The 19,688-nt window shown below is 67.9% G+C and carries 21 protein-coding genes; 10 read left to right on the top strand and 11 right to left on the bottom strand.

The features are described 5' to 3' along the window. Nucleotide 1 precedes the first annotated feature (1 nt). Nucleotides 2-589 carry a GNAT family N-acetyltransferase gene (locus tag RIC31_RS22960; RefSeq protein WP_350113536.1) on the bottom strand — a complete coding sequence of 196 codons (588 nt, stop codon included), beginning with the start codon at nt 587-589 and terminating at the stop codon, nt 2-4. 96 nt (nt 590-685) lie between these two features. On the opposite strand from RIC31_RS22960, the gene RIC31_RS22955 reads away from it, so the two are divergent. Further along, nucleotides 686-1,579, top strand: a complete 894-nt coding sequence (locus RIC31_RS22955; protein WP_350113533.1) for a LysR family transcriptional regulator — start codon at nt 686-688, stop codon at nt 1,577-1,579. Between the two features lie 3 nt (nt 1,580-1,582). Here RIC31_RS22955 and RIC31_RS22950 read toward each other — a convergent pair whose 3' ends face one another. From RIC31_RS22950 to RIC31_RS22905, 10 genes are all read right to left on the bottom strand, one after another. Next, nucleotides 1,583-2,155 carry a hypothetical protein gene (locus RIC31_RS22950; protein ID WP_350113530.1) on the bottom strand — a complete coding sequence of 191 codons (573 nt, stop codon included), beginning with the start codon at nt 2,153-2,155 and terminating at the stop codon, nt 1,583-1,585. 71 nt (nt 2,156-2,226) lie between these two features. Next, nucleotides 2,227-3,213 (bottom strand): NADPH:quinone oxidoreductase family protein, encoded by a 987-nt coding sequence (locus tag RIC31_RS22945; RefSeq protein ID WP_350113528.1) that lies wholly within the window; start codon nt 3,211-3,213, stop codon nt 2,227-2,229. 1 nt (nt 3,214) lies between these two features. Next, entirely contained in the window at nt 3,215-4,345 is a 1,131-nt protein-coding gene (locus RIC31_RS22940) for a CaiB/BaiF CoA transferase family protein (RefSeq protein ID WP_350113525.1), read from the bottom strand. Continuing rightward, complete coding sequence (locus RIC31_RS22935; RefSeq protein WP_350113522.1) at nt 4,342-4,995, bottom strand: 3-hydroxyacyl-CoA dehydrogenase family protein; 654 nt, start codon at nt 4,993-4,995, stop codon at nt 4,342-4,344. The genes RIC31_RS22940 and RIC31_RS22935 overlap by 4 nt, the downstream gene beginning before the upstream one ends. Before the next feature lies 1 nt (nt 4,996). After that, the gene (locus tag RIC31_RS22930) at nt 4,997-5,872 is read right to left on the bottom strand and encodes a 3-hydroxyacyl-CoA dehydrogenase family protein (RefSeq protein WP_350113519.1); all 876 of its coding nucleotides are present in this window, start codon (nt 5,870-5,872) and stop codon (nt 4,997-4,999) included. Between the two features lie 10 nt (nt 5,873-5,882). Further along, the gene (locus RIC31_RS22925; RefSeq protein ID WP_350113517.1) at nt 5,883-7,052 is read right to left on the bottom strand and encodes an acyl-CoA dehydrogenase family protein; all 1,170 of its coding nucleotides are present in this window, start codon (nt 7,050-7,052) and stop codon (nt 5,883-5,885) included. A gap of 2 nt (nt 7,053-7,054) precedes the next feature. Beyond that, a complete protein-coding gene (locus tag RIC31_RS22920; protein ID WP_350113514.1) occupies nt 7,055-7,825 on the bottom strand; it encodes an enoyl-CoA hydratase/isomerase family protein in 771 nt (256 codons plus the stop codon). A gap of 189 nt (nt 7,826-8,014) precedes the next feature. Further along, nucleotides 8,015-9,673: a class I adenylate-forming enzyme family protein gene (locus RIC31_RS22915; RefSeq protein ID WP_350113511.1), complete on the bottom strand. Its 1,659-nt coding sequence runs from the start codon at nt 9,671-9,673 to the stop codon at nt 8,015-8,017. 10 nt (nt 9,674-9,683) lie between these two features. Further along, a complete protein-coding gene (locus tag RIC31_RS22910; RefSeq protein WP_350113508.1) occupies nt 9,684-10,478 on the bottom strand; it encodes an enoyl-CoA hydratase-related protein in 795 nt (264 codons plus the stop codon). A 124-nt stretch (nt 10,479-10,602) separates the two neighbouring features. After that, nucleotides 10,603-11,271, bottom strand: coding sequence for a hypothetical protein (locus tag RIC31_RS22905; protein ID WP_350113505.1), 669 nt, complete (start codon nt 11,269-11,271; stop codon nt 10,603-10,605). 134 nt (nt 11,272-11,405) lie between these two features. Between RIC31_RS22905 and RIC31_RS22900 the strand changes: the two genes are divergently transcribed. The 9 genes from RIC31_RS22900 to RIC31_RS22860 form a co-directional block, all read left to right on the top strand. Then, nucleotides 11,406-11,852: a type II 3-dehydroquinate dehydratase gene (locus RIC31_RS22900; RefSeq protein WP_350113503.1), complete on the top strand. Its 447-nt coding sequence runs from the start codon at nt 11,406-11,408 to the stop codon at nt 11,850-11,852. Between the two features lie 449 nt (nt 11,853-12,301). Beyond that, entirely contained in the window at nt 12,302-13,363 is a 1,062-nt protein-coding gene (locus tag RIC31_RS22895) for a TRAP transporter substrate-binding protein (RefSeq protein ID WP_350113500.1), read from the top strand. Nucleotides 13,364-13,501: 138 nt separating this feature from the next. Next, the gene (locus RIC31_RS22890) at nt 13,502-15,007 is read left to right on the top strand and encodes a TRAP transporter large permease (RefSeq protein ID WP_350113497.1); all 1,506 of its coding nucleotides are present in this window, start codon (nt 13,502-13,504) and stop codon (nt 15,005-15,007) included. Nucleotides 15,008-15,038: 31 nt separating this feature from the next. Then, nucleotides 15,039-15,854: a TRAP transporter small permease subunit gene (locus tag RIC31_RS22885; RefSeq protein ID WP_350113494.1), complete on the top strand. Its 816-nt coding sequence runs from the start codon at nt 15,039-15,041 to the stop codon at nt 15,852-15,854. Between the two features lie 30 nt (nt 15,855-15,884). Then, the gene (locus RIC31_RS22880; protein ID WP_350113491.1) at nt 15,885-16,376 is read left to right on the top strand and encodes a hypothetical protein; all 492 of its coding nucleotides are present in this window, start codon (nt 15,885-15,887) and stop codon (nt 16,374-16,376) included. After that, nucleotides 16,373-16,726: a 2TM domain-containing protein gene (locus tag RIC31_RS22875; protein WP_350113488.1), complete on the top strand. Its 354-nt coding sequence runs from the start codon at nt 16,373-16,375 to the stop codon at nt 16,724-16,726. Before RIC31_RS22880 ends, RIC31_RS22875 begins: the two co-directional genes overlap by 4 nt. Nucleotides 16,727-17,093: 367 nt before the next feature. Further along, entirely contained in the window at nt 17,094-18,149 is a 1,056-nt protein-coding gene (locus tag RIC31_RS22870; protein WP_350113485.1) for a TRAP transporter substrate-binding protein, read from the top strand. 197 nt (nt 18,150-18,346) lie between these two features. Further along, nucleotides 18,347-19,036 (top strand): TRAP transporter small permease subunit, encoded by a 690-nt coding sequence (locus tag RIC31_RS22865; protein WP_350113482.1) that lies wholly within the window; start codon nt 18,347-18,349, stop codon nt 19,034-19,036. Between the two features lie 3 nt (nt 19,037-19,039). After that, a partial coding sequence (locus RIC31_RS22860) for a TRAP transporter large permease subunit (protein WP_350113479.1) occupies nt 19,040-19,688 on the top strand: 649 nt, incomplete at its 3' end.

The following is a 19,688-nucleotide window of genomic DNA, read 5'->3' as shown; positions in this document are numbered from 1 at the left end:
CTCACACCGGGTCGGCCGCGTCGCCCGGGCCCAGTTCGCGCTGCATCAGCACGCTGTCGACCCAGCGCCCGAACTTGAAGCCGACCGCCTGCAGGGTGCCGACTCTGCGGAACCCGAAGGCGGCGTGCAGGCCGATCGACGGCTCGTTCCCGGTGTCGCCGATCACCGCGATCATCTGCCGCCACGGCCCGGCCTCGCAGCGGTCGATCAGCGCGCCGAGCAGCGCCCGCCCGACCCCGCGGCCATGCAGCCCGTCGCGGACATAGACCGAGTTCTCGACCGTGAACCGGTAGGCCGGGCGCGGCCGGTAGGCCGAGGCGTAGCTGTAGCCGACCACCGCGCCGTCGAGCTCGGCCACCAGATGCGGGTAGCCGGCGGCGATCACCGCGGCCCGGCGGCGCGCCATCTCGTCGACCGCCGGCGGCTGCTCCTCGAAGCTCGCCAGCCCGTGCAGCACGTGGAAGGCGTAGATCCCGTGGATCGCCGCGACGTCGCCGTCACGGGAATCCCGCACGGTCGGCGGCGCACCGACGGCAACGGCGGGATCGGGGGCGGATTCGGGGACGGGATCGGGGGCGAGCAGGGTCATCGGCGGCTCCGGTCGGATCGTTGCCGCCATCCTGATGCTCGACCGCCGGATAAGTGAAATTTAGACTTCTTATTTTCCGGATCAGGAAATCTTTGGATGCGCGGCCTCAACCTCGACCACCTGCGCGCCTTCGCCGACGTGGCGGAGCTCGGCTCCTTCTCGGCCGCCGCCGAGCGCCTTAACCTGACCCAGCCGGCGGTCAGCCTGCAGGTCCGCCAGCTCGAGCAGCGGCTGCGGGTCAAGCTGCTCGAGCGCACCGGAAGACGCTCGACCCCGACCGCCGCCGGGCTGGTGCTGCTGGAACACGCCCGGCGCATCGACGCCGCCGTGATCGGGGCGTTCGACGCGCTGGCCGAGCACGCCAGCGGGGTCGCCGGCCGGGTCCGGCTCGGCACCGGCGCCACCGCCTGCACCTACCTGCTGCCGCCGCTGCTGCGCGCGCTCCGCACCCGTTTCCCGGGCCTGGAGATCGTGGTCAGTACCGGCAACACCGCGGAGATGCTGCGGCTGCTGGAGAACAACGGGCTGGACGTCGCCTTTGCCACCCTGCCGATCCCGGGCCGCGGATTCCAGGTCACGCCGGTGATGGACGACGAGTTCATGGCGATCTTCCCGCCGGAACAGGCCCCGATCCCGGACGCGGTCGCCCCGGACGTGCTGGCCGCCTGGCCGACGGTGCTGTACGAGCCGGGCGCCAACACCCGGCGCATCGTCGACGACTGGGCGGCGCGCGGCGGCCTGACCCTGCGGCCGATCATGCAGCTCGGGAGCGTCGAGGCGATCAAGGAGATCGTCGCCGCCGGCCTCGGCTGCGGGGTGCTGCCGGGCATGGCGCTGCGCGGCGACCGCACCGACCCGCGGCTGACCGTGCGGCCGCTGGCACCGCCGCTGATCCGCAAGCTCGCGGTCGTGCTGCGCCACGACAAGCCGCTGACCCGGGGCCTGCGGGCCGTGGTCGACGGCCTGCAGGGTCTCGGCGGCGGCGGGTAGCGGCTATTCGGTCCAGCTCTCCGAGAACGCCAGCGCGCAGGTGCTGAACGGCTTGCCCTCGCGGTCGCGCGGGAACGGGGTGCCGGCCGCCTGCTCGCCGTTGATGGTCAGCCGGGCGCCATGCGCCGGGATCAGCACCGTGCACACGCCGTACGGCCGGCCCGGCGTCTGATTCGGCTGGGTGTGGATCAGCAGCGGATCGCCGCAGTCGTGCCAGGTCAGTTCGACCACGTCGTCGTAGGACACCAGCCGTTCGGTCCAGAAGTAGCGCGGGTCGCCCTCCTTGGAGAACTCGGCGCCGATCACCGGGATCGAGGTGTCTGCGAGTTCCGGGTTAAGCATCCCCTGCACGGTCTGCTGCAGCCAACGGGCCATGGCGATGTTGTCGGAGTAGATCCGCCAGGCGCCGTCGGTCAGCTCGCTCTTCACGTACAGCACGTGGCCGGGGCCGCCCGGGCAGGTGATTACCCGCCAGAAGCTGGCGTCAGTCGACAGCGGGTCGCCGTCCTTTTGGGACAGCCGGATGAACGGGTTCTCGCCTGTCATGATCAGGCGGTTCGGATCGAGGGTACTCATGCTGGGTGCCTCCCTGGCTCGGGACATGGGCCGGTCCCGTGGCGGCAGCATAGCCATGCGGCGCGCCGCCGCTAGGCCTCCAGGACGATCTTGCCGATCACTTTCCGGTCCCGGATCAGCGCCAGCGCCTCGGCCATGCGGTCGAGCGGCAGCCGCGCCATGATCGCCGGCTTCAGCTTGCCCTCGCCGTACAGCCGGAAGATCTCGGCCTGCGCCTTCGCCATCACCGCCGGGGTGCGGTCGCGGTAGTCCGACCACTGCAGCCCGGAGACCTCGATGTTCTTGACCAGCAGGTAGTTGGCCTTGATCTCCGGGATCCGGCCGGCGGCGAAGCCGACCACCACCATCCGGCCGCACCAGGCCAGCGCCCGCATCGCCGCGTCGAACGGATCGCCGCCCAGCATGTCGATGCAGACGTCGGCGCCCTTGCCCTCGGTCACCGCGTGGACCTGCGCGCGCAGGCCGTCCCGCAGGTCGGCGACCGACAGGTCGATCACGTGGTCGGCGCCGGCGTCGACCGCGGCCTGCGCCTTGGCCGGCGTGGTCACCCCGGCCAGCGCGGTGCCGCCCAGCGCCTTGACCAGCTGGACCGCCGCCAGCCCGACCCCGCCGGTGGCGCCGTTGACCAGCACGGTCTCGCCGGGTTGGAACCGCGCCCGCTCGCGCAGGGCGAACCAGGCGGTCTGGTAGACCAGCCCCATCGACGCCGCGTCGTCGAACGGCATCTCGTCGGGGATCTCCAGGCACTGCTCCTGGCGGGCGACCACCCGCTCGGCGAAGGCGCCATGCTCGACCTGCACCATCACCCGGTCGCCGGCGACGAAGTTGGTCACCTCCCAGCCGATCGCCAGCACCTCGCCGGCCAACTCCTTGCCCGGGGTGAACGGCAGCGGCGGCTTGTGCTGGTAGCGGCCCTCGACCACCAGCAGGTCGGGGTAGTTCACGCCGGCGGCCCGCATCCGGACCACCACCTCGCCGGGGCCCGGCTCCGGGTCCGGCAGTTCCACGCTCTCGGCGGTCTCGGGCGGACCGAACCCGCGCATCACCATCGCGCGCATGTCAGCCTCCTGTCAGGTCGGCGTTGGCGTCGCCGAGCGCCGGGAAGCCCTGCCCGCCCTCGGGGTCGCGGTAGATCGGGGCGATCGGCGGTGGCAGCGGCGTCAGGGTGACCTCGCCGGCGGGCATGGCGCCGCGGAACAGGCCGCGCGCCCGGAAATGCGGATCGTCGGCCGCCTCGCCGATCGACTTCACCAGGGTAACGCAGGCGTCGACGCCCTCGAACGCGGACAGCCAGTCGGCACTCGGTTTCGCGGCGACGATGTCGCGAACCGCCGCCATCGTTGCGGCCGGGTCCCCGGAATCGTCGCGAAGGGCTTTCGGCAGGCCGATGACCGCGCAGAAGTTCATCCAGAACTTCTGCTCCAGCGGCGCGCAGGCCAGCCAGCGGCCGTCGGCGCAGCGGTACACCTGGTAGCGCGGCGACCCGCCGGTCACCAGTTCGCCGCCGGGCCGCGGGTCGGGCCGGCCGACCGCCCGCTCGCCGAGCGCCCAGTAGGCCCAGGCGAACAGGTTGTCGCCCATGGCGACGTCGAGATGGGCCCCCGCGCCGGTCTTCTCGGCCTCGCGCAGGGCCAGCAGGATCGAGATCACCGCCGGCATGGTGCCGCCGCCTATGTCGGCCACCAGCACCGGCGGCACCACCGGGTCGCCGGCCCGGTCGGCGCCCAGGTTCAGCACCCCGGTCTCGGCCATATAGTTCAGGTCGTGGGCCGCCAGCTGGGCCTTCGGGCCGTCCTGGCCCCAGCCGGTGATCGAGCAGTAGACCAGCGCCGGGTTGATCGCCTTCAGCGCCTCCCAGCCGAGCCCGAGCCGGTCCATCACGCCGGGCCGAAATTGCTCGACTACAACATCAATATCGGTCATCAATGATTTGATAATACGTATTGATTCTTCATTTTTCAGGTCCAGCGCCAGGGATCGCTTGCCGCGGTTCAGCAGGGCGAAGTTCACGCCGCTGTCGGCCGTCACCATCGGGGGATAGTGGCGCATCTCCTCGCCGCTGCCCGGGCGCTCGACCTTGATCACCTCGGCGCCGGCCTCGGCCAGGATCAGGGTGGCCATCGGCCCCGGCAGCAGGGTCGAGAAGTCCAGGACGCGGACGCCCGTCAGCGGCTTGCGCGGTGCACTCACTCGCCGGCCTCCCGGTCGGCCCGGCGCCTGGCCACCACCGCCCGCCGGGCCGGCGCGTAGTGGCGGGTGCCGTAGGTTTCGAACAGTGCGCGGGTGACGTCGTGATGATGATGCAGGCCGGTGCGCTCCAGCAGCTCGATCGGCCCCTCGGGATAGCCGAGGCCGAGCTTGACCGTCAGGTCCATATCGGCGGCGGTCGCCAGGCCCTCGTCGAGCCGGGTCAGCGCCTCGTTGTAGTAGGGCCGGATCAGCCGGTCGAGGATGCGGCCGGCAAAGTCGGCGCACACCGACACCTGCAGGCCGGCGGCCTCGAACATCGCCCTGGCGGCCTCGATTGCCGCCGGGTCGGTGGCCGGCTGGCGGACCAGCTCGACCAGGTCGGAGGGCTCGCCGTCGCCCAGCCGGAAGCGCGCGAAGCCGAGGGTGTTGGAGCCCTCCAGCCCGGCACCCTCGCCGGTCGCCTCGCCCAGGCATTCGGTGCCGAGTTCGACCAGGATCGCCTTGCGGGTCGGATCGGGCCGGTAGGCGGCGACCGCTCCGGCGCCGACGTAGACCGTGACTTCTCCGTGCGGCGCCGCGCCGTCGAGGAAGGCGTGCGGGACGGGGAACGACCGGCTGCCGCCGGTGTCGACGATGGCATGGCTCGTCATGTCAGCCTCCGAACATCGCGTCGCGGTCGTAGGTGAAGAAGCCGCGGCCGGACTTCCGCCCGAGATGGCCGGCGGCGACCATGCGCTTGAGCAGCGGCGGGGCCGCGCAGCGCGGATCGTGGGTGACCCCGTAGAACGCCTCGCAGAGCAGCACCTGGGTGTCCAGGCCGATCAGGTCGAGCAGTTCGCAGGGTCCCATCTTGTAGCCGAGCCCGGCCTTGATCGCCCGGTCGACGTCGGCCGGCTCGGCCACGCCGGCCTCGATCAACCGGATCGCGTCGTTGTTGAACGGCACCAGGAAGTAGTTGAGCACGAAGCCCGGCGTGTCCTGGGTTTTCACCGGCCGCTGCCCCATGGCCTCGCAGAACGCCCAGGCCGACCGGAAGGTCTCGTCCGAGGTGTTGAGCCCGGGCGACATCTCGACCAGCTTCATGAGCTGGGCCGGCAGGCAGAAATGCATGCCGACGACGCGGTCCTCGCGGCCGCAGCCGCCGGCGATCTCGGTGATCGACAGGGTCGAGGTGTTGGACGCGAGGATCGTGCGGGCCGGGCAGATCTCGTTGAGCTGGGCGAAAAGCGATCTTTTCACTTCGAGGTTCTCGAAAACCGCCTCGATGACGATGTCGCACTCGGCGAGGTCGGCGAGGAAACCGGTCGTGCTGCAGGCGGCCAGCGCGGCGTCGGCCTGCTCGCGGGTCATCTTGCCGCGCTCCACCGACTTGCCGAAGAACCCCTCGGTCTGCCGGCGTGCCCGTTCCAGGCTGGAGTCGTGGGTGTCGTACAGCACCACCCGATGGCCGGCGCGGGCCGCGACGATCGCGATCCCGGCGCCCATGGTGCCGGCGCCGCAGACGCCGACGGTGCGGATCTCGGACAAGGCTTGCCTCCTACTTGCGAACGAAACTGCGGCCGATCAGCTGGCGGTGGATCTGGTTGGTGCCTTCCCAGATCTGGGTAATCTTGGCGTCGCGCATCAGCCGCTCGACCCGGTAGTCGCGGATGTAGCCGTAGCCGCCGTGCAGCTGCACCGCCTCCTCGGCGATCCGCATGGCGAGGTCGGAGGCCCGCATCTTCAGCATCGACGCCTCGACCCCGAAGTCGGTGGCCCCGGCCTCGACCATCCTGGCGACCCGCCACAGCCAGTTCTCGCACATCGCCAGGTCGGTCGCGAGGTCGGCGAGCGTGAACTGGATGCCCTGGAACTCGACGATCCGGCGGCCGGACTGGCGGCGGTCGTTGATGTAGCCGACCGCGTCCTCGAAGGCGGCGCGGGCGATGCCGAGCGCGTGGGCCGCCACGCTGGGCCGCGACTTGTTCAGCGAGGCGAGCAGGATCCGCAGCCCCTCGCCCGGCCCGCCCAGGACGTTGCCGCGCGGCACCCGCATGCCGTCGAACGACAGCGCCACGGTCGGGGCGGCGCGGTGCCCCATCTTCTCCTCCTTGCGGAGCACCGACAGGCCGGGCGTGCCCCGGTCGACCACCAGCGCGGTGATGGCGCCCTTGGGGTCGTCGATCCCGGCCCACTTGCCGAACACCAGCAGGTGGTCGGCGACGTCGCCGTTGGAGATGAAGGTCTTGCCGCCGTCGACCACCACGTGGTCGCCGTCCGGGGTGAACCGGGTCTTCATGCCGGTGGCGTCGGATCCGGCCGTCGGCTCGGTGATGCACAGCGCGCCGATCCCGCCCTCGGCGACGCTGCCGAGCACCCGGCGCTTGAGCTCCTCGGAGCCGAAGTCCATCACCGGCTTCATGCCGTGGAAGGTGGTCGCCCAGATGATCCCGGTCGAGGCGCAGGCCTTCGACACCTCGCGCACGCAGGCGAGGTAGACCGAGTAGCTGAGGCCGATGCCGCCGTACTCCTCGGGCACGAACATGGCGTTCAGGCCGAGGTCGTTGATGGCGGCCATGTTCTCGGCCGGGTAGGCCTCGCGGCGGTCGTAGTCGGCGGCGCGCGGCGCGATCACCTCGGCCGCCAGTCGGCGCACCGACTCCAGCACCTGGGCCTCGTGCTCGGGCAGCGCCAGTTCCGCGTCCAGGCGGTCGAAGACGGTCGTCATGGTCAGCGGTCCCTGAAGCTCGGCTTGCGCTTCTCGACGAAGGCCGCCAGGCCCTCGGCGGCATCCTCGGTGCGGTAGGCCAGGGTCGACAGGTCGGCCTCGACCTTCAGCCCCTCGTGCACCGGCAGGTCGAGCGCCCGGCTCACCGCCTGCTTGGCCAGGGCCAGCGCCGGCAAGCCGTAGCACGTCATCTCGCCCAGGAAGGCCAGGGCTTCCGCCATCGGGGCGTCGCCCGCCAGGACCCGGTTCACCAGCCCGATACGCTCGGCCTCGGCGGCATCGACGGTGCGGCCGGTCATGATCATCTCGAGCGCCCGGCCCTCGCCGACCAGCCGCGGCAGCCGCTGGGTGCCGCCATAGCCCGGGATCAGCCCGAGCTTGATCTCCGGCAGCCCCATCTTCGCGGTCGGAACCGCCAGCCGGAAGCTGCAGGCCAGCGCCATCTCCAGCCCGCCGCCGAAGGCGTAGCCGTTGATCAGCGCGACCGACGGGATCTCCAGGTCGGCGATCCTGGCGAACGCCCGCTGGCCGGCCTCGGCGCCGCGCCGCTGGGCCATCAGGCCGCGGTCCATCAGCTCCTTGATGTCGGCGCCGGCGCAGAACGCCTTGTCGCCGGCCCCGGTGATCAGCAGGGCTCGAACGCCCATGCCCGGCACGGTGTCCAGCAGCCGCGACAGCTCGGCGATCAGCCCGAAGTTCAGGGCGTTCAGCGCGTCCTGCCGGTCGATCGTCAGGACCGCGACGCCGTCACGGGTGGTGAGAGCAAGACTCATCCGCCGCTCCTCATGTGGTGCCGCTCGGTGCACGTGGGTTCCGGCTCGGTCGCGCCGCGGCGGCGCGTCCGTCCGGAATGACGACAAACATTCTCATCGTCATTCCGGACGAGCCGGAACGCGCGAGCGTGCCGGATCGAGCCGGAACCCACCCGCCGCCGCCTTGGCTGACCGTGTTCCGGCGATCCCTCATCCCGCCGTCTCCGGGGCCCGGAACCGGCAGGGCTGCGGCGCGATCCGGCCGGCTTTCGCCCACTCCGCCAGCTCGCGCTTCAGGATCTTGCCGCTGGCGGTCAGCGGGAACGCGTCCATGGCCAGGAAGTATTCCGGCATGTCGTATTTCGACAGCCCGACGGCGAACAGGTGGGCCAGCACCTCGTCGGCCGCCGGCCGGTCCGGCCCGGCCGGCAGCACCGCCAGGCACAGTTTCTCGCCGAGCCGCTCGTCCGGCACCGCGAAGGCCGCCGCCCGGGCGACCGCCGGGTGCTTGATCGCGAGGTCCTCGACGCGCGCCGGGAAGATGTTGTGGCCGCCGCGGATCACCACGTCCTTCAGCCGGCCGACGATCGACAGGTTGCCACGCTCGTCCAGCACGCCGAGGTCGCCCGACAGGAACCAGCCGTCGCGGTTGAACGAGGTCTCGGTGGCCTCCTGGTTGTCGAAATAGCCGAGCATCAGGGCCGCCCCCTTGCCGCCGATCTGGCCGACCGTGCCCGCCGGCACTTCGCGGTCCGGGTCGTCCTGGGCGAAGATCCGCACGGTGTAGCCGGCGCCGCCGCGCCCGCAGGTGGTGCAGATCGTCGCCTCGTCGTCGGTCGGGTGGGTGTACTGGTGCGACGAGTTCTCGGTCATGCCGTAGATGTTCTGCGGCCTGACCCCCTGGGCCACGAACCGCTCGGCGACCGCCGGCGGAATCGGCGCGCCGGCCATGTAGAACAGGTTCACCGCGCCCAGACGAGCGATGCCGCGGCGCGCCTGCTCGGCCTGGATGTCCATGGCGTGGGTCGGCACCCCCATCACGTAGGTCGCCCCGGTCTCGATCATCCAGTCGAGCCGCGACAGGCCGGGCGCCGGGTCGTCGACCACCAGTTCCATCCCCGCGACCAGCCACTGCCCGACCGCCACCCAGGCGATGTGGTGGCTGAGCGGCGACAGGGTCAGCAGCACCGTCGAGTGGTCGTGGCCCCAGTCGCGCACCAGGTCGCGGCAGTTCGCCAGCAGCGAGTTGTCGGAATGCATGACGCCCTTCGGGCGCCCGGTGGTGCCGCTGGTGAACGCCAGGTAGCAGACGCTGTCCGGGTTCGGGTCGGGCTCGCGCAGGTTGCGCGGCGAGGCGCCGATCGCCGGCAGGTCGCCGCAGGCCCGCGCCTTCGGCAGCCGGAACACCCGGCGCATGTCGGGCAGATCGGACACCGCCGCGACCGGGTCGTGGCGGTCGGTATCGGCGCCCCAGCCGTCCTCGACCACCGCCGCGGCGGCGCGCACCCGGGTCAGCAGGCCGGCGATCTCCTCGACCGTGTAGTTGCGGTGCAGGGACGGGTTGCAGACATAGCCCTGGCGCGAGCAGGCCAGGAAGGCCGCCACCACCTCGACCCGGTTCGAGGCCCACAGGGCGACCCGTTCGCCGGTGCGCAGGCCGGACTCGTGGAAGGCGTCGGCGATGGCGTCGACCCAGTCCTTCAGCTCCGCCCAGCTCAGGTGCCGGGCCGAATCGCGCATCGCCCTGGCGTCCGGACGGGCCGCGGCGTGCTTCGCCAGCAGTGCGTAGAAAGTTTCGTCGTGCCACAGCCCGGCGTCGTAGTGCGCCCTCGCCTCGGCCGGGTCGTGCAGGGTCAGCAGCCGCGACATGCGAGTGGCCTCAATGCCCGAACTTGTCGGCGTCGGGGGTCCGGCGCTCGCCGAAGGCCGCCGAGAGCTCCTTGGACTCGTCGGTCTTGAGGTACAGCTTCAGCAGCATGTCGTGGCTGACCCGGCCCAGGCCGGCGACGCCGCCGTGGCGGGCCAGGAACGCGCTCTTGATGCCGGCCAGCGCCATCGGGCCGCGCTCGGCGATCTCCAGCGCCCACTTGCGGGTCTCGGCGCGCAGTTCGGCGTCCGGCACCATCCGGTTGATCAGGCCCATCTCGACCGCCTCGGCCGCCGATACCTTGCGGTTGGTGTACCAGAGCTCCTTGGCGCGCTTCTTGCCGATCGCGTCCTCCAGGTACCAGGTGCCGTAGCCGGCGTCGAAGCTGCCCATCATCGGCCCGACCTGGCGGAACACCGCGCTCTCCTTGGCGATGGTCAGGTCGCAGACCACCTGCAGCACGTTGCCGCCGCCGACCGCGAAGCCGTTGACCATGGCGATCACCGGCTTCTGCAGCCGGTCGATGGCGTCGTACATCTCCAGGGTCGGCAGCACCCCGGCATAGAGATTGGTGTCCTCCATGGCGTCCTTGCGGCCGCCGATGCAGAAGAACTTGTCGCCGGCCCCGGTCAGCACGACCACCCGGGTCCGGGTCTCGCGCCGGATCCCCTCGATGCAGTCGCGGATCTCGTGGCAGGTGACGGCGGTGAACATGTTGCCGTCGTCGGGCCGGTTGATGGTGATCCAGCCGATCGGGCCGTCCTCCTCGTAGAGGATGGTTTCGAAGCGCCTGATATCGTCGGCCATGGGCACGCTCTCCTGACGTCGGTCACGATTTCGCGGCGGGCATTACCGCAGGGATGCGCGGCGTCCCGCAACCCCCGTGGCAGCCGTTCCGCGGCACGGCTGCGTTGCCCTGCCGGCGTCGAGTTCAGCGGGTCAGCGCGAACATCAGCTGGTAGACCCCAGTCTCGACGTCGCGGGCGTTCCGCGCGGCCAGCCCGGGCCCGATGGCCGACGCGACGAGCGCCGCCTCGACCGCCGCCCGGTCGGTCCCTTCGATGATCGCCGCGAACGCCGCCCGTCCGTCCGGCCCGGTCCGCATCGTCTGTTCGGCGGTCGGCGCCAGGCTGCGCCCGCTGTCGGCCTCCCAGAGCTGCACGCGCGTGATACCCGGCCGCTCCCGCAGGTCGTGCAGGGCCTCGCCGCCGATCCAGCGCACCACCGCCTCGCGCTCCGGCTCCGGCGGATCGAACCGGACCGACGCCAGGTAGCCGCCCACGACCTCGCCGGCCACCAGCCGGACCCGGCAGGTCGCGCGAACGAAGTTGCGGAACGACGGCATCATCCGGGTGGTCCAGTCGGTCGGATGGTCGAGTGCGTGCCGGTACACCGGGTCGTCGAAGCAGGTCAGCGAATCGACCTCGTAGAGCGCCAGATAGCGATGCCGGCCGCGGTCGACCCGCCGATAGCGCCGGCCGGCACGCCAACCCGGCATGCCGACCCGCTCCGGTACGTGCTGACGGTGGTACCACTCGTTGAACTCGGGTTCGGCCCCGGGCTCGACGTCGCCCCAGACCGCCATCGCCGCGTCGGACATCGAATCCTCCCTCCAGCTGTCGTTTGCCGCCCCGGATGCGGCATGCTCGGATCACCGCCGCGACTGTCGGGCAGCCGCCCGCCCGTTGCAACGCCCCTGCCCCGACTTTCGGACCGCCTGAACGGAGACCGACCATGCGCATCTTGCTGATCCAGGGAGCCAACATGGGGTGGCTCGGATTCCGCCAGCCGGAACTCTACGGCACCACTACGGCCGCCGAACTCGACGCGATCGTGACGGCCGAGGCGGAGCGCCTGGGGGTCGATCTGGAGATCGCCTACACGAACCTCGAGGGCATCGCGATCGACCGCATCTACGAGGCCGCCCGCAGCGGTGTCGACGGCCTGCTGATGAACCCGGCCGGCTTCCTGTACGCCGGCTATGCGCTGCGAGACTGCCTGCGCGGGGTCCGTCTGCCCTATGTCGAGGTGCACATGACCAACATCGAACGTCGCGACATGCGATCGGTGCTGGCCGGCGAGGCCGACGGCATCGTGGTCGGCCTTGGAATCGACTCCTACCGGTTCGGTCTGGAGGCTCTGGCGCGCCTCATCGAGCGCCGCTCGCACGGCCCGTCATAGCGGCCCGCCCCCGGTGGCGCGTCGCCGGCCGGTCGCGCCCGGGGCGGGATCAGCGCGTCGCATCGGCGATGCATGACCGCAATAACCCGCTGAACAACATACGAGTCCGTTTCGAGTCCTCGTGACGTTGCATGGGCAATCGTTGCCCAGGCCACTTCCGGTTGTCACGCTTAGGTTATGTAAGACAAAAGTATTCACCCTGATTATTGCCTAGCTTATCTGTCATTGGACTCTACATATTTGACCTCGATACTTCTCTCCACCCATCCTATGAGATATGATCCGAGCATCCGGTAATCGAATGGACCGTCCATTCGAACGAAGTCGGGGGGCGATCGGACGAATGTTCTAGCTGAACGACCAGAGCGATTGGCTGTTTCGACAGAGATCCGAGTGGCGACAAGCCACCGACGCCAATCCAACCGGGCTCTACTGGGAGGAGAGTACTCATGCATCTCACCAACAAGTTCGTGCTGGCCGCAGCTGTCGCGGTCGTGACGCTGGCGGCGACGTCAGCGGAAGCGCAGCGGGTCCGCTGGAAGCTGCACAGCGCCTGGGGATCCAGCGTCCCGCATCTGGGCACCTCGGCGGTCCGCTACTCCGAGAACATCGACCGGATGACCGGCGGGGACTTCACGATGAAGTTCTTCGAGCCGGGCGCGCTGATTCCGGCGAACGAAGGCTTCGACGCTACCTCCAAGGGTTCCATCGAGGCGGCCTGGACCACTGCCGGCTACGATGTAGGCAAATATCCGGCCCTGGCGTTCTTCACCGCGGTGCCGTTCGGCCCGACCATGGGCGAGTATTTCGCCTGGAAGAAGTTCGGCGGCGGCGACGTGCTGGAGCAGGAGATCTACGGCCAGCACAACGTGAAGAAGATCGACTGCTTCGCGATCGGCCCGGAGACCTCGGGCTGGTTCAAGAACGAGGTCAACGATCTCGAGCAGCTTCGCGGCCTGAAGATGCGGTTCTTCGGCCTCGGCGCCCGGGTCATGCAGAAGCTCGGCGTGTCGACCCAGTTGCTGGCCGGCGGCGACATCTTCCCGGCGCTGGAGAAGGGCGTGATCGACGCCACCGAGTTCTCGATGCCCGCCATGGACATCAAGTACGGCTTCTACCAGATCGCCAAGTACAACTACTTCCCGGGCTGGCACCAGCAGGTGTCGGTGAGCCACCTGCTAATCAACATGGACAAGTGGAACGCCCTGCCGGACAAGTACAAGGCCATCGTCGAGATCGCGGCCGGCGAAAGCATCCACTACACCTTCGCCGAGACGGAATACGTCAACCCGTCCGCGATGACCGAAATGGGCGAGAAATACGGCGTGATCACCAAGCGCTGGACCGACGCCCAGATCGGGACCTTCGAGAAGGCCTGGCTCGAGGTGATGGAGGAGGATTCCAAGACGGATCCGCTCTTCAAGAAGGTCGCCGACAGCTACCTGGCGTTCCGCAAGGTCTACTCGAAGTGGGGCAACGCCCAGGCGCTCAAGCCGACCTATCTGGACTGAGAACGCGTCTCACACACGGACGACCGTTCGTTTGCGGGGGGACCCGGGGGGTGCCGCCGACCCGACAGGGCGGTGGCATCTCCCGAGCCTGCGCGGCGCGGTCGGCCATTCCCACTTCGCGCTCGAGGGATCCGGTAGATGCAATATCTGGCGCCTGCACTGAGGACGTTCGGCCGCAACCCGGCCCTGGTCGTGGCGATCGTCGCGCTCGCGGTGATCGGAATCGCCTACGCGCGGATCCTGGGCATGACCGCCGACGAGCAGAACGAACTGCTCTGGCTGATCCAGGACTACCTGCCGATCATCATGTTCGTTTCGCTCGCGACCCTGCTGTTCTCGGGCTTTCCGGTCGCCTTCATCCTTGGTGGCCTCGCCCTGCTGTTCGGGCTGATCGGCTACTACCTCGACATGTTCTCGCTGATCGAGTTCTTCAACTTCATGCCCCGGATCTGGTTCCAGGGCGCGGAGAACCTCGTCCTGGTGTCGGTCCCGGCCTTCGTCTTCATGGGCGTGATGATGGAGCGCAGCGGGGTCGCCAACGACCTGCTCTACTGCGTGCAGGTGCTGCTGAAGAAGGTCGCCGGGTCGCTGGCGCTGGCCGTCGTGGTGATGGGCACCGTGCTGGCGGCGATGACCGGCATCATCGGCGCGTCGGTCACCATGATGACCGCGCTCGCGCTGCCGACCATGCTCCGCCAGGGCTACAGTCACGCGCTGGCCACCGGCTGCATCGCCGCGTCGGGCACCCTCGGGATCCTGATCCCGCCGAGCATCATGCTGATCATCATGGCCGACCTGATGGCGGTGTCGGTCGGAAACATGTTCATGGCGGCGATCCTGCCGGGCCTGCTGCTGGCGCTGTTCTATCTGCTGTTCGTCGGCATCTTCGCGAAGCTGTCGCCGGCCGCCGCCCCGCCGCTGCCGCCCGACCTGCTCTACGTACCGAAGAACGAATACCCGAAGATGATCTTCAAGAGCTTCCTGCCGCCGGTCCTGCTGATCTCGATGATCAAGGGCTCGATCCTGTTCGGCGTCGCCACGCCGAGCGAGGCCGGTGCGGTCGGCGCCTTCGGAACCCTGGTGCTGGCGGCCGGTAACCGGCGGCTGACCTTCCCGCTGCTGCAGGGGGTGTGCAACACCTCGGCCCGCACGATCGCGATGATCTTCTTCATCATCATCAGCGCGACCTGCTTCGCCTATGTCTACCGGTCGCTCGGCGGCGACGACATCGTCGAGCACCTCATCAAGTCGGCCGGACTCGGGTCCTGGGAACTGCTGTTCCTGCTGATGGCCATCACCTTCTTCCTCGGCTTCTTCCTCGACTGGATCGAGATCACGCTGATCGTCCTGCCGGTATTCGCGCCGCTGGTGGCGTCGCTCGACTTCGGCGACCACGTCGCCGCCAAGGACGTGGTGTTCTGGTTCCTGATCCTGATGGCGATCAACCTGCAGACCTCGTTCCTGACCCCGCCGTTCGGCTTCGCGCTGTTCTACATGAAGGGGATCGCGCCGAAGGAAGTGAAGATCCAGTCGATCTACAAGGGCATCGTGCCGTTCGTCATCCTGCAGCTGATCGGCCTGCTGCTGGTGATCTGGCAGCCGAACCTTGCCCTGTGGCTGATGAAATCGGTCTACGACTACTGACGATGCGGCCCGGAAAGCTGGAGACAGTGCAGTGACGCAAGCAACCGCAGACATCGCGCCGGCAAAGACGGTGGATGCCGCCGCCGAGTTGACCCACCTGAAGCCGGATCAGATGCCGACGATCCTCCAGGTGAGCCAGAAGCTCAGGAACTTCGTCGATCTGGTCGGCCGGTTCGGGTCGTGGTTCGCGATGCCGCTGATCCTGGTGACCGCCTTCGACCTGGCGATCCGCAAGACCGGCTGGATACAGATCTGGCTGGTCGAGAACGTCAGCCCCTATTTCGGATCGACCCTGCTGCAGGAGCTGGAGTGGCACGCCCACACCGTGCTGTTCTGCCTGGTGCTCGGATTCGGCTACATCTGGAACACCCATGTGCGGGTCGACCTGGTGCGCGAGAACCTGGCATTCCGGAAGAAGGCCTGGATCGAGTTCATCGGGCTGAACATCTTCCTGATTCCGTTCACCCTGGTGGTGACCTACTTCGCCCTGGTCTATGCCTACGATTCGTGGGCGATCAACCGCGAGGCGGGCTGCGCGTGGTACGAGTGCGGCGAGGTATCGGCTTCCCTGGTCGGGCTCAGCCATCGCTGGGTCATCAAGCTGACCCTCGCCTTCGGGCTGATCGTGGTGCTCATCGCCGGGATCGCGGTCTGGCTGGAGATGGCGGTGGCCCTGTTCGGGCCGAAGCACTGGCGGTTCCCGCTCAGCACGGTGGAGTGGCCGGAGGAAGCCGGCTCGACCATCGAGGGCAAGGAGCGGATCGCCCTCGACGAGGCCGCCGACGAGCTCGAGCGTCGGGCCATGGAACGCAAGCGCCGGGAAGCGGAAGCGATGGCCTCGGACTGAATGCAGGTCCAGGGCCTGGAACAGGACGGAATGACCGTGCTCGACTGGGAAGGTCTGTTCAAGCGTTACGTCTGGGATGACCGGACCACCCCCTATCTGGTGCCGGTCGCGAAGCTGAACCGCCGTCAGGCCGACAGCGAGGTGCTGGCCTACTGCCTGTTCATGGGCGTGCTGTTCACCGTGGTCGCGCTCGGCGCGATGAGCGAGTTGTCGCCGACCGGGCGTTCGCCGTTCACCACCCTTTACGGGTTCACCGTGGTTTGCGCCTGCCTGCTGCTGAACTACACCAAGGCGGTCCCGGCCGCGGTCTATCTGGGTACGGCGCCGCTCGCCGGGCTGGTCTACCTGGCCGCGACCCTGGCGGGCAGCGGGACCCCGCGCGAACCGATCGACACCTCGATGGTCGCCGTCGTCCTGCTGCTGCTGCTCTGGTATTCGGTCCGACTGGTCAATCTCGCGCGCGGCTATCCGCAGATGCCGGAAGGCGACGCCCTGCCGCCTCGGCGGCGCCTGTTCAAGTGAGCGACGACCCGTCCCGGCCGGGCCACCGCCTGCCGCGTCGCTTGCATTTCGTGGCCCATTTCGCGGTATTCGCAATCACCGCGTCGATCATCCTGGCGGCCGAGGCCGCGTCCGGTTCGGACTGGCCGCTGTTCTGGCCGGTCGGGCTGTGGGCGGCGGCACTCGTGATCCACTACTTCGTCGCCAGTTCCTACGACCTGGACCGGGACTGGATCGACGAGCGCACCGCCGAGGTCCGCGGCCGCAGCTACGATTTCGATCATATCGAAAACATCGAGCAGCGGATTCGCAAACACGACCCGTCCGTCACCCCGCGTGCCGGACGAGACCGGGAATCGCACCGCGGCTGACGCCTCGGCGCGCCGGTACCGGTCGAATCGACATTCCCCGACCCGCCCACCGGCGGGAACGGTCGGTGTCGGCCGGGCGTTCTCGCGATATGCGTGTTCTGCTCGCTGAATTTATCGCGAGCCGCCAAGTAACTGCCCATAGATTCATCATATTTCGGAATGCATCGATGGAAATCGACGCCGATCGGCGGGATTGTGTACCGAACCTTCTTGAATTCCGTAGGTGCGACGGTAACAATTGCGCCAGCCGTCGCGGCTCCGGCACTGACAGATCGGGGTTTAATCAACAAAAACAAACAACAAAGCGACGGATCGGCGAAACGGAACCGATCCGCCAGGGTCGGTCTTCGACTGGGAGGTAACAGGAATGGCATTTAGGAAGTTCGTTAGAACGGCCGCCTTGATGGGGTTGGCCGCCGGCGTCATGGTGGCGTCGACCGGGGAAGCAGACGCCAAGCGGGTCCGCTGGAAGATGCACTCGGCCTTCGGTTCGAAAATCGCCGTGATCGGTGAAGGTGCGGTGAACGCATCCGACACCATCACCAAGGCTTCGGGCGGCGACGTCACCCTGAAGATGTTCGAGCCGGGCGCCCTGGTTCCGGGTACCCAGTATTATGATCCGGTTTCCAGCGGCGCGCTCGACGCGGCGTTCGGCACCCCGGGCTACAACGTCAACAAGAACAACGCCTACGCCTTCTTCTCGGCGGTTCCGTTCGGGCCGAGCGGCGGTGAGTATCTGGCGTGGATGCGGTACGGCGGTGGCGAGGAGATGGCCACCGAGATGTATGGCCGCGACAAGATCCGCTACAACCTCTGTGGCGTTATCGCACCGGAGTCCTCGGGCTGGTTCCGCAACGAGATCAAGAGTCTCAATGATCTCAAGGGCCTGAAGATGCGGTTCTTCGGGCTTGGCGCCAAGGTCATGGAGAAGTTCGGTGTCTCCACCCAGCTGCTGGCCGGCGGCGACATCTACCCGGCCCTGGAGCTCGGCTCGATCGACGCCACCGAGTTCTCGATGCCGGCGATCGACAAGGACCTGGGTTTCTACCAGATCGCCAAGCACAACTACTTCCCGGGCTGGCACCAGCAGTCGACCCTGAACGAGCTGCTGATCCATCAGCCGGCCTATGACGCGCTGGACGACACCCAGAAGGCCGTGATCAAGGCCTCCTGCGACGCCAACGTGATGTTCATGTTCGTCCGTGGCGAGGCGATCCAGTTCGCCGCGATGAAGTTCCACCAGGAGAAGGGTGTGAACATCCACCGCTGGTCGGATGACATGCTCGACAAGTTCGAGGCCGCCTGGAACGAGGTGATCGCCGACGAGATCAAGGACAACGAGGACTCCAAGAAGATCTGGGCTTCGCTGTCTTCGTTCCGCAAGGACTATGCGATCTGGAAGGACAACGGCTACCTGAAGTAACCGTCGCCGGACGACGTTCCGGATTGCAGTACGCGTAATCGCGGTATCGGCTCAGGCCGATGGCATGGGCCGGTACCGCGGCTTTTTTGCAGAACCCGGCCTTGTCGGCAGATCGCCGATGGAGTCGGGTGTTATTTTGAAAGACGACCGGTTCGTTTAGTCGTTGATAACAAAAAACCACTACCTGGGGACGCTCAATGCGAAGTCTTTTGACGGTCGCGGACCGGCTCGAAGGGATACCGCAGAGGTTTGGGAAGCTGGGGTCCTGGCTGATCCTTCCGCTGATCGGGATCATCATGTTCGACGTGATTACCCGGAAGTTCCAATTCATGCAGCAGTGGATCATGTCCACGCCGCTGTACGACTTCATGTCGCCGACCAAGCTGCAGGAGCTCGAGTGGCACCTGCACGCCGCCCTGTTCCTGCTGGCGCTGGGCTATGCCTACACGGTCAACGCCCATGTCCGCGTCGACCTGATGCGCGAGAAACTCAGCGACCGCGGGCAGGCCTGGGTCGAGCTGGGCGGGATCTGCCTGCTGATGATCCCCTACATCGTCGTGGTGATGTATTACGGCTGGACCTTCGTGCACCAGGCCTGGGAATCCAACGAGTCGTCGGACGCCATGACCGGCCTGTCGCACCGCTGGGTCATCAAGTCCTTCGTGCTGCTCGGACTGCTGCTGGCATTGATGGCCGGCATCTCCACCCTGCTGCGACAACTGGTCTACCTGTTCGGGCCGGAGGAGCTGCGGCCGGAGATCAAGATGAACATGCTGACCAGCGCCGAGGCGGAACACCTGCCGAAGATCGCAGACACCGACGAAGACAATGATATCGCGAAGCTCGAGGGTCACTACGACGACCCCGAGATCGCCCGGGGAGGTTGAGCCGTGGAGTTCTATTGGGAGGACTATCTCTCCGTCTACATGTTCGCGGCGTTGGCGCTCGGACTGTTCTCCGGGTTTCCCGTGGCGTTCGTGGTCGGCGGGATCGGGCTGGCGTTCGGTTTCATCGGTGCCGCCGTCGACTACTTCTCGCTGATCGAGTTCTACAACATCCTGCCGCGCATCTGGGGCGGCGCCGCCGCTAACCTGGTGCTTGTCGCCGTCCCCTGCTTCATCTTCATGGGTACCATGCTCGAGCGGTCGGGCGTGGCGAACGACCTGCTCGACATCCTGGAGATCCTGTTGCGCCGGGTTCCCGGCGGCCTGGCCCTGTCGGTCACCGTGATGGGCACCATCATGGCGGCCACCACCGGCATCATCGGGGCCTCGGTCGTGATGATGACGCTGATGGCGCTGCCGACCATGCTGCGCCAGCGCTACCAGAAGGAACTGGCGACCGGCACATTGGCGGCATCGGCGACGCTGGGCATCCTGATCCCCCCCAGCATCATGTTGGTGATCATGGCCGACCTGCTGGCGATCTCGGTCGGCAACCTGTTCCTCGGCGCGATCCTGCCGGGCCTGCTGCTGTCGTGCCTGTACTTCGCCTACATCCTGGTGGTGTCGTCGCTGAAGCCGCACTGGGCGCCGTCGC

The sequence above is a fragment of the Thalassobaculum sp. genome, from assembly GCF_040219615.1.
Taxonomy (GTDB): domain Bacteria; phylum Pseudomonadota; class Alphaproteobacteria; order Thalassobaculales; family Thalassobaculaceae; genus Thalassobaculum_A.
This window is presented reverse-complemented; position numbering and strand designations above follow the sequence as displayed.

Excerpts from the sequence above, each read along its gene's own strand:
- RIC31_RS22920 (WP_350113514.1), bottom strand. The coding sequence starts at position 7,825 with ATGAGTCTTGCTCTCACCACCCGTGACGGCGTCGCGGTCCTGACGATC.
- RIC31_RS22915 (WP_350113511.1), bottom strand. The coding sequence starts at position 9,673 with ATGTCGCGGCTGCTGACCCTGCACGACCCGGCCGAGGCGAGGGCGCAC.
- RIC31_RS22870 (WP_350113485.1), top strand. The coding sequence starts at position 17,094 with ATGGCATTTAGGAAGTTCGTTAGAACGGCCGCCTTGATGGGGTTGGCC.
- RIC31_RS22880 (WP_350113491.1), top strand. The coding sequence starts at position 15,885 with ATGACCGTGCTCGACTGGGAAGGTCTGTTCAAGCGTTACGTCTGGGAT.
- RIC31_RS22945 (WP_350113528.1), bottom strand. The coding sequence starts at position 3,213 with ATGCGCGCGATGGTGATGCGCGGGTTCGGTCCGCCCGAGACCGCCGAG.
- RIC31_RS22895 (WP_350113500.1), top strand. The coding sequence starts at position 12,302 with ATGCATCTCACCAACAAGTTCGTGCTGGCCGCAGCTGTCGCGGTCGTG.
- RIC31_RS22905 (WP_350113505.1), bottom strand. The coding sequence starts at position 11,271 with ATGTCCGACGCGGCGATGGCGGTCTGGGGCGACGTCGAGCCCGGGGCC.
- RIC31_RS22950 (WP_350113530.1), bottom strand. The coding sequence starts at position 2,155 with ATGAGTACCCTCGATCCGAACCGCCTGATCATGACAGGCGAGAACCCG.
- RIC31_RS22900 (WP_350113503.1), top strand. The coding sequence starts at position 11,406 with ATGCGCATCTTGCTGATCCAGGGAGCCAACATGGGGTGGCTCGGATTC.
- RIC31_RS22925 (WP_350113517.1), bottom strand. The coding sequence starts at position 7,052 with ATGACGACCGTCTTCGACCGCCTGGACGCGGAACTGGCGCTGCCCGAG.
- RIC31_RS22960 (WP_350113536.1), bottom strand. The coding sequence starts at position 589 with ATGACCCTGCTCGCCCCCGATCCCGTCCCCGAATCCGCCCCCGATCCC.
- RIC31_RS22865 (WP_350113482.1), top strand. The coding sequence starts at position 18,347 with ATGCGAAGTCTTTTGACGGTCGCGGACCGGCTCGAAGGGATACCGCAG.
- RIC31_RS22890 (WP_350113497.1), top strand. The coding sequence starts at position 13,502 with ATGCAATATCTGGCGCCTGCACTGAGGACGTTCGGCCGCAACCCGGCC.
- RIC31_RS22910 (WP_350113508.1), bottom strand. The coding sequence starts at position 10,478 with ATGGCCGACGATATCAGGCGCTTCGAAACCATCCTCTACGAGGAGGAC.
- RIC31_RS22935 (WP_350113522.1), bottom strand. The coding sequence starts at position 4,995 with ATGACGAGCCATGCCATCGTCGACACCGGCGGCAGCCGGTCGTTCCCC.
- RIC31_RS22955 (WP_350113533.1), top strand. The coding sequence starts at position 686 with ATGCGCGGCCTCAACCTCGACCACCTGCGCGCCTTCGCCGACGTGGCG.